5 protein-coding genes are annotated in these 7,915 nt (G+C 61.7%); all 5 read right to left on the bottom strand.

Features of this window, described 5'->3' with window-relative positions; translation table 11 throughout:
- The coding region (locus BA190_RS36375; RefSeq protein WP_245314711.1) for a GTP-binding protein at nucleotides 1-98 on the bottom strand (98 nt) is incomplete at its 3' end.
- 54 nt (nucleotides 99-152) lie between these two features.
- Nucleotides 153-2,228 (bottom strand): elongation factor G, encoded by a 2,076-nt coding sequence (gene fusA, locus BA190_RS34365; protein WP_068299571.1) that lies wholly within the window; start codon nucleotides 2,226-2,228, stop codon nucleotides 153-155.
- Nucleotides 2,229-2,256: 28 nt separating this feature from the next.
- A complete protein-coding gene (gene rpsG, locus BA190_RS34360; protein ID WP_068299564.1) occupies nucleotides 2,257-2,727 on the bottom strand; it encodes a 30S ribosomal protein S7 in 471 nt (156 codons plus the stop codon).
- 14 nt (nucleotides 2,728-2,741) lie between these two features.
- Nucleotides 2,742-3,113 carry a 30S ribosomal protein S12 gene (rpsL, locus tag BA190_RS34355; protein ID WP_068299562.1) on the bottom strand — a complete coding sequence of 124 codons (372 nt, stop codon included), beginning with the start codon at nucleotides 3,111-3,113 and terminating at the stop codon, nucleotides 2,742-2,744.
- A gap of 482 nt (nucleotides 3,114-3,595) precedes the next feature.
- Complete coding sequence (rpoC, locus tag BA190_RS34350; protein WP_068299559.1) at nucleotides 3,596-7,798, bottom strand: DNA-directed RNA polymerase subunit beta'; 4,203 nt, start codon at nucleotides 7,796-7,798, stop codon at nucleotides 3,596-3,598.
- Nucleotides 7,799-7,915 lie beyond the last annotated feature (117 nt).

Here is a 7,915-nt window from a genome sequence, read left to right as displayed (position 1 = left end):
GTGATCGCCGCCGTCAGCGACGTCTTGCCATGGTCAACGTGACCAATCGTGCCGATGTTGCAGTGCGGCTTGTTGCGTTCAAATTTCTCTTTGGCCATCGGGGCCTCCTTCACCTGTCGCCGAAACGGCGGATGAAACTCAAATCAAGGGGATCAGGCGTACTTCGCCTGGATTTCAGCAGCGACGTTGGACGGCGCCTGTTCGTAATGATCGAACTGCATCGTGTAGCTGGCGCGGCCCTGGGTGAAGGAGCGCAGCTGGTTGACGTAGCCGAACATGTTCATGAGCGGAACCATGGCATTCACGACATTCGCGTTGCCGCGCATGTCCTGGCCCTGGATCTGTCCACGCCGGGAGTTGAGATCGCCGATGACCGAGCCGGTATATTCTTCCGGAGTCACGACCTCGACCTTCATGATCGGCTCAAGCAGAACCGAACCGCCCTTCTGCAGGGCTTCACGGAAGGCCGCACGCGAGGCGATTTCGAAGGCGAGTGCCGACGAGTCGACTTCGTGGAAGGCACCATCGATCAGCGTCACCTTGACGTCGACCACCGGGAAGCCGGCAACGATGCCCGCGCCCAGAACCGAGTTGAGGCCCTTTTCGACGCCGGGGATATATTCCTTCGGCACCGAACCGCCAATGATCTTCGACTCGAACTCGAAGCCCTTGCCGGGCTCGTTCGGCTCGACGATGAACTTGACGCGAGCGAACTGGCCGGTACCGCCGGTCTGCTTCTTGTGCGTGTAGTCGATCTCGGCCCGCTTGGTGATCTTCTCACGGAAGGCCACCTGCGGCGCGCCGACATTGACCTCGACCTTATGGGTGCGACGCAGAATGTCGACCTTGATGTCGAGGTGGAGTTCGCCCATGCCCTTGATGATGGTCTGGCCGGATTCCTGGTCGGTCGACACGCGGAAGGAGGGGTCCTCCGAAGCGAGCTTGATCAGGGCCAGCGCCATCTTTTCCTGGTCGGCCTTGGTCTTGGGCTCGATCGCCATTTCGATGACCGGCTCAGGGAATTCCATACGCTCCAGGATGACCGGATGCGCGGGGTCGCACAGCGTATCGCCGGTGCGGGTATCCTTGAGGCCGACCAGAGCGACGATGTCGCCGGCATAGGCTTCGGCGATTTCCTCGCGGTTGTTGGCGTGCATGAGCACCATGCGGCCAACGCGCTCGCTCTTCTCGCGGCTGGAGTTGAGCAGCGAAACGCCCTTCTCGAGCTTGCCCGAATAGATGCGGCAGAAGGTCAGGACGCCATACTGGTCGTCCATGATCTTGAAGCCAAGGAGCGAAAGCGGCTCGGCGTCCGAGGACTTGCGCTCGACCTCTTCTTCGGTCTTGGGGTCGATGCCCTTGATGGCGGGCACGTCCACCGGCGACGGCAGATAGTCGACCACCGCATCAAGAAGCGTCTGCACGCCCTTGTTCTTGAAGGCAGAACCAGCAAGCACAGGATAGAAGGCGCCGGTGAGGACGGCCTTGCGGATCAGGCGCTTCAAGGTTGCTTCGTCCGGCTCCTGGCCGTCGAAGAAGGCGGCGAGAGCGTCGTCATCGAGTTCCACAGCAGCTTCGATGAGCATGTTGCGGTACTCGTTGGCCTTCTCGACCATGTCTTCCGGGATCGGCAGGTTGGCGTCGAATTCGGCGCCCAGCGATTCACCCGACCAGATCACGGCCTTCATGCGAACGAGATCGATGATGCCCTTGAAGTTCGACTCCGAACCGATCGGCAGCTGAATGGCGATCGGCTTGGCGCCGAGGCGCTTCACGATGTCGTCGAGGCACTTGTAGAAGTCAGCGCCCGTCTTATCCATCTTGTTGGCGAAGACGATACGCGGAACCTTGTACTTGTCACCCTGGCGCCAGACAGTCTCGGTCTGAGGCTCGACGCCCTGGTTGGAGTCGAGCACGCAGACGGCACCGTCAAGCACACGCAGCGAACGTTCGACTTCGATGGTGAAGTCGACGTGGCCGGGGGTGTCGATGATGTTGAGGCGCTTGCCAGCCCACAGAGCGGTCGTCGCGGCGGACGTAATCGTGATGCCGCGCTCCTGCTCCTGGGTCATGAAGTCCATCGTGGCGGCGCCGTCATGGACTTCGCCGATCTTGTGGGACTTGCCGGTGTAGTAAAGGATCCGCTCGGTCGTCGTGGTCTTACCGGCGTCGATGTGCGCCATAATACCAAAATTGCGGTAGTCCTCGATCGCGTGCGTACGGGCCATCGTGTGATCCTCGATCCTGCTTCCAGCCTTACCAGCGGTAATGCGAGAAGGCGCGGTTGGCCTCGGCCATCCGGTGCGTGTCTTCGCGTTTCTTCACGGCGTTGCCGCGGTTGTTGGAGGCGTCGAGCAGCTCGCCCGACAGCTTCTCTTCCATGGTCTTCTCGTTGCGGTTGCGGGCCGCGCTGAGGATCCAACGGATGGCGAGAGCCTGGCGGCGCTCCGGGCGAACTTCGACCGGGACCTGATAGGTCGCACCACCGACGCGGCGAGAGCGAACTTCGATCGCCGGAGCGACATTCGACAAGGCCGTCTGGAACACCGTGATCGGGCTCTGCTTGGCCTTGGCTTCAATGGTGTCGAAAGCGTCGTAGACGATCTTTTCGGCAACCGACTTCTTGCCATCATACATGATGGCATTCATGAACTTGGTCACGACGAGATCACCGAACTTCGGATCCGGAATGATCTCACGCTTTTCTGCACGATGGCGACGGGACATGGTGAAATCTTCCCTTACTTCGGACGCTTCGCGCCGTACTTCGAACGACGCTGCTTACGGTTCTTGACACCCTGGGTATCGAGAACACCGCGGAGAATGTGATAGCGGACGCCGGGCAAGTCCTTCACGCGGCCGCCGCGGATCATGACCACGGAATGCTCCTGAAGGTTATGGCCTTCGCCGGGGATGTAGCCGATGACCTCGAAGCCATTGGTGAGACGCACCTTGGCAACCTTACGCAAAGCCGAGTTCGGCTTCTTCGGGGTCGTCGTATACACGCGAGTGCACACACCGCGCTTCTGCGGGCATGCTTCCAGGTGGCGCGCCTTCTCGCGATACACTTTCGGTTCGCGCGGCTTGCGGATCAGCTGGCTAATGGTTGGCATCGTTCGCCCTTCAACATCGATTAGTACGCCCTTACGAACGCACTGCTTTGCCCTGCGTGAACAACCACGCAAAACGAAACCGCGCCAGCTTCCCTTTTGAGGGATGCAAGCGCGACACCCACAGAGGATCGTAACGCAGGGCGTGACGATCATGACCGGAACTGTGTCTGGTAGTCCGGAGGCAGCGTTTAAGAACTCAGTTCCGCGTCTTGTCGACTGCAGGAACAATACGTCTTACGGCCCGCCCTGAAAGTGAGGTGGTCTTTAACTGCCGACTCGCCTGTCGTCAAGCACGAAGCGTGTCAAAATCGCCAATAAATGCGGTTTTGGCGACGGTAGGAGCTTCTGCATAGCCCCTTTGCCGTTTTGCATGGCTTGAAGCCGGAGAGACTCCCCTCCTCCGCCACGAGCACGCCTGCCTCAAAGACGAAAGGGCGGCCCTTGCGAGCCGCCCTTCCATTCAACCGTTCGGTTGAATTTTCCTACTCCGCCGCGGGCAGAGCCACCACTTCGGCATCGCCTGCCGGTGCGGCGGGAACGCCGGCCTCGGCCTGCTTCTGCTGCAGGATGAGGTCGTCGCGGCGCTTGGCGATCTCGCGGACTCGCGCGATCTGGGCGCCGGTGCCGGCCGGGATGAGACGGCCGACGATGACATTCTCCTTGAGGCCCTCCAACGTGTCCGACTTGCCGTTGACGGCAGCTTCGGTGAGCACGCGGGTGGTCTCCTGGAACGAGGCGGCCGAGATGAACGAACGCGTCTGCAACGAAGCCTTGGTGATACCGAGCAGCACCGGATGGCCGACTGCGGGCTTGCGGCCTTCTTCGACAGCCTTGAGGTTGGCCGCCTCGAACTCGATGCGGTCGACCTGCTCGCTGGGCAGAAACTCGGTCTCACCGGCGTCGGTGATCTCGATCTTCTGCAGCATCTGCCGGACGATCACTTCGATGTGCTTGTCGTTAATCTGCACGCCCTGCAGGCGGTAGACTTCCTGGATCTCGTTGACCAGGTAGGCCGCCAGTTCCTCGACGCCCTTGACCGCCAGAATATCATGCGGGGCCGGGTTGCCGTCGACGATGAAGTCACCCTTCTCGACGACGTCGCCGTCCTGGAGATGGATGTGCTTGCCCTTCGGGATCAGATACTCGACCGGCTCCTGATCAGCCTCATGCGGCTGGATCACGAGACGACGCTTGTTCTTGTAGTCGCGGCCGAACTGGATCGTGCCGGTGATCTCGGCGATGATCGCCGCATCCTTCGGACGACGGGCCTCGAACAGCTCCGCCACGCGCGGCAGACCGCCCGTGATGTCGCGGGTCTTGGCGCTTTCCAGCGGCACGCGGGCAATGACGTCGCCAGCATTCACCTTCGAGCCGGGGTCGACCGAGATGACGGATTCAGCCGCCAGGAAGTAGCGGGCGTCGCCGCCACGCGACAGCTTGGCGATCTTGCCATCACCACCCTTGATCACCAGGGCCGGACGCAGATCCGCCGAGCGGCTCGAGGTCCGCCAGTCGGAGACGACGCGCTTGGTGATGCCGGTCGACTCGTCGGCGCTCTCGTTGACCGAGATGCCATCGACCAGATCCTCATAGCCGATCACGCCGTCGAGTTCGGTGATCACCGGGCGGGTATAGGGATCCCACTCGGCAATGCGCTGGCCGCGCTTGATCTTGTCGCCGTCGTCCACCTTGATGCGGGCACCGTAGGGGACGCGGTTGACCGAACGCTCCGTGCCGTCATGGTCGAGGACGACGACAGCCAGGTTACGGGCCATGGCGATCAGCTCACCATCCGAATTGCGCACGACGGTGCGGTTGCGGATCTTGACCGTACCCTCGAAGGTCGACTCGATGTTCGACTGCTCGTTGATCTGCGCCGCGCCGCCGATGTGGAAGGTACGCATGGTAAGCTGCGTGCCCGGTTCACCGATCGACTGCGCCGCGATGACACCGACGGCCTCGCCCATGTTGACGCGCGTGCCGCGCGCCAGGTCGCGGCCATAGCAGGTGGCGCAGACGCCGTTCTTTGTCTCGCAGGTGAGCACCGAACGGATCTTGATCTCCTGCAGGCCCGAAGCACTGATCAGGTCGACCGCCTTCTCGTCGATCATCTCACCCTTCGGCACGATGATGGTGCCGGTCGAGGGGTCGGTGATGTTCTCGGCCGCGGTACGACCGAGGACACGAATGCCGAGCGAAGCCACGACCTGGCCCGCATCGACGATCGCACGCACGCCGATGCCGCCTTCCGAACCGCAATCGATCTCAGTGATGATCGAGTCCTGGGCGACGTCGACGAGACGACGGGTCAGGTACCCCGAGTTCGCCGTCTTCAAGGCGGTGTCGGCCAGACCCTTACGGGCGCCGTGGGTCGAGTTGAAGTACTCGAGCACGGTCAGGCCTTCCTTGAAGTTCGAGATGATCGGCGTCTCGATGATCTCGCCCGACGGCTTGGCCATCAGGCCGCGCATGGCGCCGAGCTGGCGCATCTGGGCAGGCGAACCACGAGCCGAGGAGTGCGCCATCATGTAGATGGAGTTGATCGGCTTGTCGCGGCCGCTCTCGTCCTTCTTCACCGCCGAAATGCGATCCATCATCTCCTTGGCGAGGCGATCGGCGCACTTGGCCCAGGCGTCGACAACCTTGTTGTACTTTTCGCCCTGGGTGATCAGGCCGTCATTGTACTGCTGCTCATAGTCCTTCGCCAAAGCGTCGGTCTCGGCGACGATCTTCCACTTGTTATCCGGCACGACGATGTCGTCCTTGCCGAAGGAAATGCCCGCCTTGAAGGCGTTGGAGAAGCCAAGCGTCATGATGCGGTCGCAGAAGATGACCGCTTCCTTCTGGCCGACATTACGATAGACGACGTCGATGAGGGCGGAGATCGCCTTCTTCGTCATCAGGTTGTTGGCAGCGTCGAAGGGGATCTTCGGATTTTTCGGCAGCAGCTCGGCCAGCTTCACGCGGCCGGGCGTGGTATCATAGATCTTGCTGACCTCGTTGCCCTCGGCATCGACGCCCTTCCAGCGCCACTTGATCTTGGAGTGCAGCGTGATGACCTTGTTGTCGAGCGCGTGATCGAGTTCGCCGATATTGCCGAACACCATGCCCTGTCCGGGCTCGCCGTCCGACATCAGCGTCACGTAATACAGACCCAGCACGACGTCCTGCGACGGCACGATGATCGGCTGACCGTTGGCCGGATGCAGGATGTTGTTGGTCGACATCATCAGGACGCGCGCTTCCAGCTGCGCTTCGAGCGACAGCGGGACGTGCACGGCCATCTGGTCACCGTCGAAGTCCGCGTTGAAGGCAGTGCAGACCAGCGGATGCAGCTGGATGGCCTTGCCTTCGATCAGCACCGGCTCGAAGGCCTGGATGCCGAGACGGTGCAGCGTCGGAGCGCGGTTGAGCAGCACCGGATGCTCACGGATGACCTCGTCGAGGATATCCCAGACTTCCGGCTTTTCCTTCTCGACCAGCTTCTTGGCCTGCTTGACGGTCGCCGACAGGCCCTTCGCGTCGAGGCGCGAATAAATGAAGGGCTTGAACAGCTCCAGCGCCATCTTCTTGGGCAGGCCGCACTGATGTAGCTTCAGCTCGGGACCGACGACGATCACCGAACGGCCGGAATAGTCGACGCGCTTGCCGAGCAGGTTCTGGCGGAAGCGGCCCTGCTTGCCCTTCAGCATGTCGGACAGCGACTTCAACGGACGCTTGTTGGCGCCCGTGATGACGCGGCCGCGGCGGCCGTTGTCGAAGAGCGCGTCCACAGCTTCCTGCAGCATGCGCTTTTCGTTGCGGATGATGATGTCGGGCGCACGCAGCTCGATCAGCCGCTTCAAGCGGTTGTTGCGGTTGATGACGCGGCGATAGAGATCGTTCAGGTCCGAGGTCGCGAAGCGGCCGCCATCCAGCGGCACGAGCGGACGCAGATCCGGCGGGATCACCGGCACGGCCGTCAGGATCATCCATTCGGGCTTGTTGCCCGACTGGATGAAGGCCTCGATGATCTTCAGGCGCTTGGCGAGCTTCTTGGGCTTGAGCTCCGAGGTGGACTCGGCGATCTCGACGCGCAGGTCCGCCGCGATCTTCTCCAGATCCATGGCGCGCAGCATCTCGCGGATGGCCTCGGCGCCGATCATGGCGGTGAACGAGTCCTCGCCATACTCGTCCTGGGCGCGCGCATACTCGTCCTCGGAGAGGAGCTGACGCTCCTTCAGCGGGGTGAGGCCGGGCTCGATCACGACGTAATATTCGAAGTACAGGATGCGCTCGAGATCCTTGAGCGTCATGTCCATCAACAGGCCGATGCGGCTAGGCAGCGACTTCAGGAACCAGATATGGGCGACGGGCGCGGCGAGCTCGATGTGGCCCATGCGCTCACGGCGGACGCGCGACAGCGTGACTTCCACGCCGCACTTCTCGCAGATGACGCCCTTGTACTTCATGCGCTTGTACTTGCCGCACAAGCATTCGTAGTCCTTGATCGGTCCGAAGATGCGCGCGCAGAACAGGCCGTCACGCTCGGGCTTGAACGTGCGGTAATTGATGGTCTCAGGCTTCTTGATCTCGCCGTAGGACCACGAAAGAATCTTTTCCGGCGAAGCAATCGAGATCTTGATCTGATCGAAGGTCTGCGGCTGCGCTACGGGGTTGAAGAGATTCATGACCTCTTGGTTCATGGCCGTCTCCAGGTTTGCGCTAAGGCGGGGCCAACGCCCCTGCCCGCGCGGATAAAATTGGGGGGCGGGTCTTCAGACCCGCCTCATTCGCGGCACGGTCACGGCGGGGCCCGAAAC

It is taken from the genome of Labrys sp. WJW (assembly GCF_001676615.1).
GTDB classification, from domain to species: Bacteria; Pseudomonadota; Alphaproteobacteria; order Rhizobiales; family Labraceae; genus Labrys; species Labrys sedimenti.
The sequence above is the reverse complement of the archived record's forward strand: the minus strand, read 5'-3'. Positions and strand labels throughout refer to the sequence as shown.

Excerpts from the sequence above, each read along its gene's own strand:
- fusA (WP_068299571.1), bottom strand. The coding sequence starts at position 2,228 with ATGGCCCGTACGCACGCGATCGAGGACTACCGCAATTTTGGTATTATG.
- rpsG (WP_068299564.1), bottom strand. The coding sequence starts at position 2,727 with ATGTCCCGTCGCCATCGTGCAGAAAAGCGTGAGATCATTCCGGATCCG.
- rpsL (WP_068299562.1), bottom strand. The coding sequence starts at position 3,113 with ATGCCAACCATTAGCCAGCTGATCCGCAAGCCGCGCGAACCGAAAGTG.
- rpoC (WP_068299559.1), bottom strand. The coding sequence starts at position 7,798 with ATGAACCAAGAGGTCATGAATCTCTTCAACCCCGTAGCGCAGCCGCAG.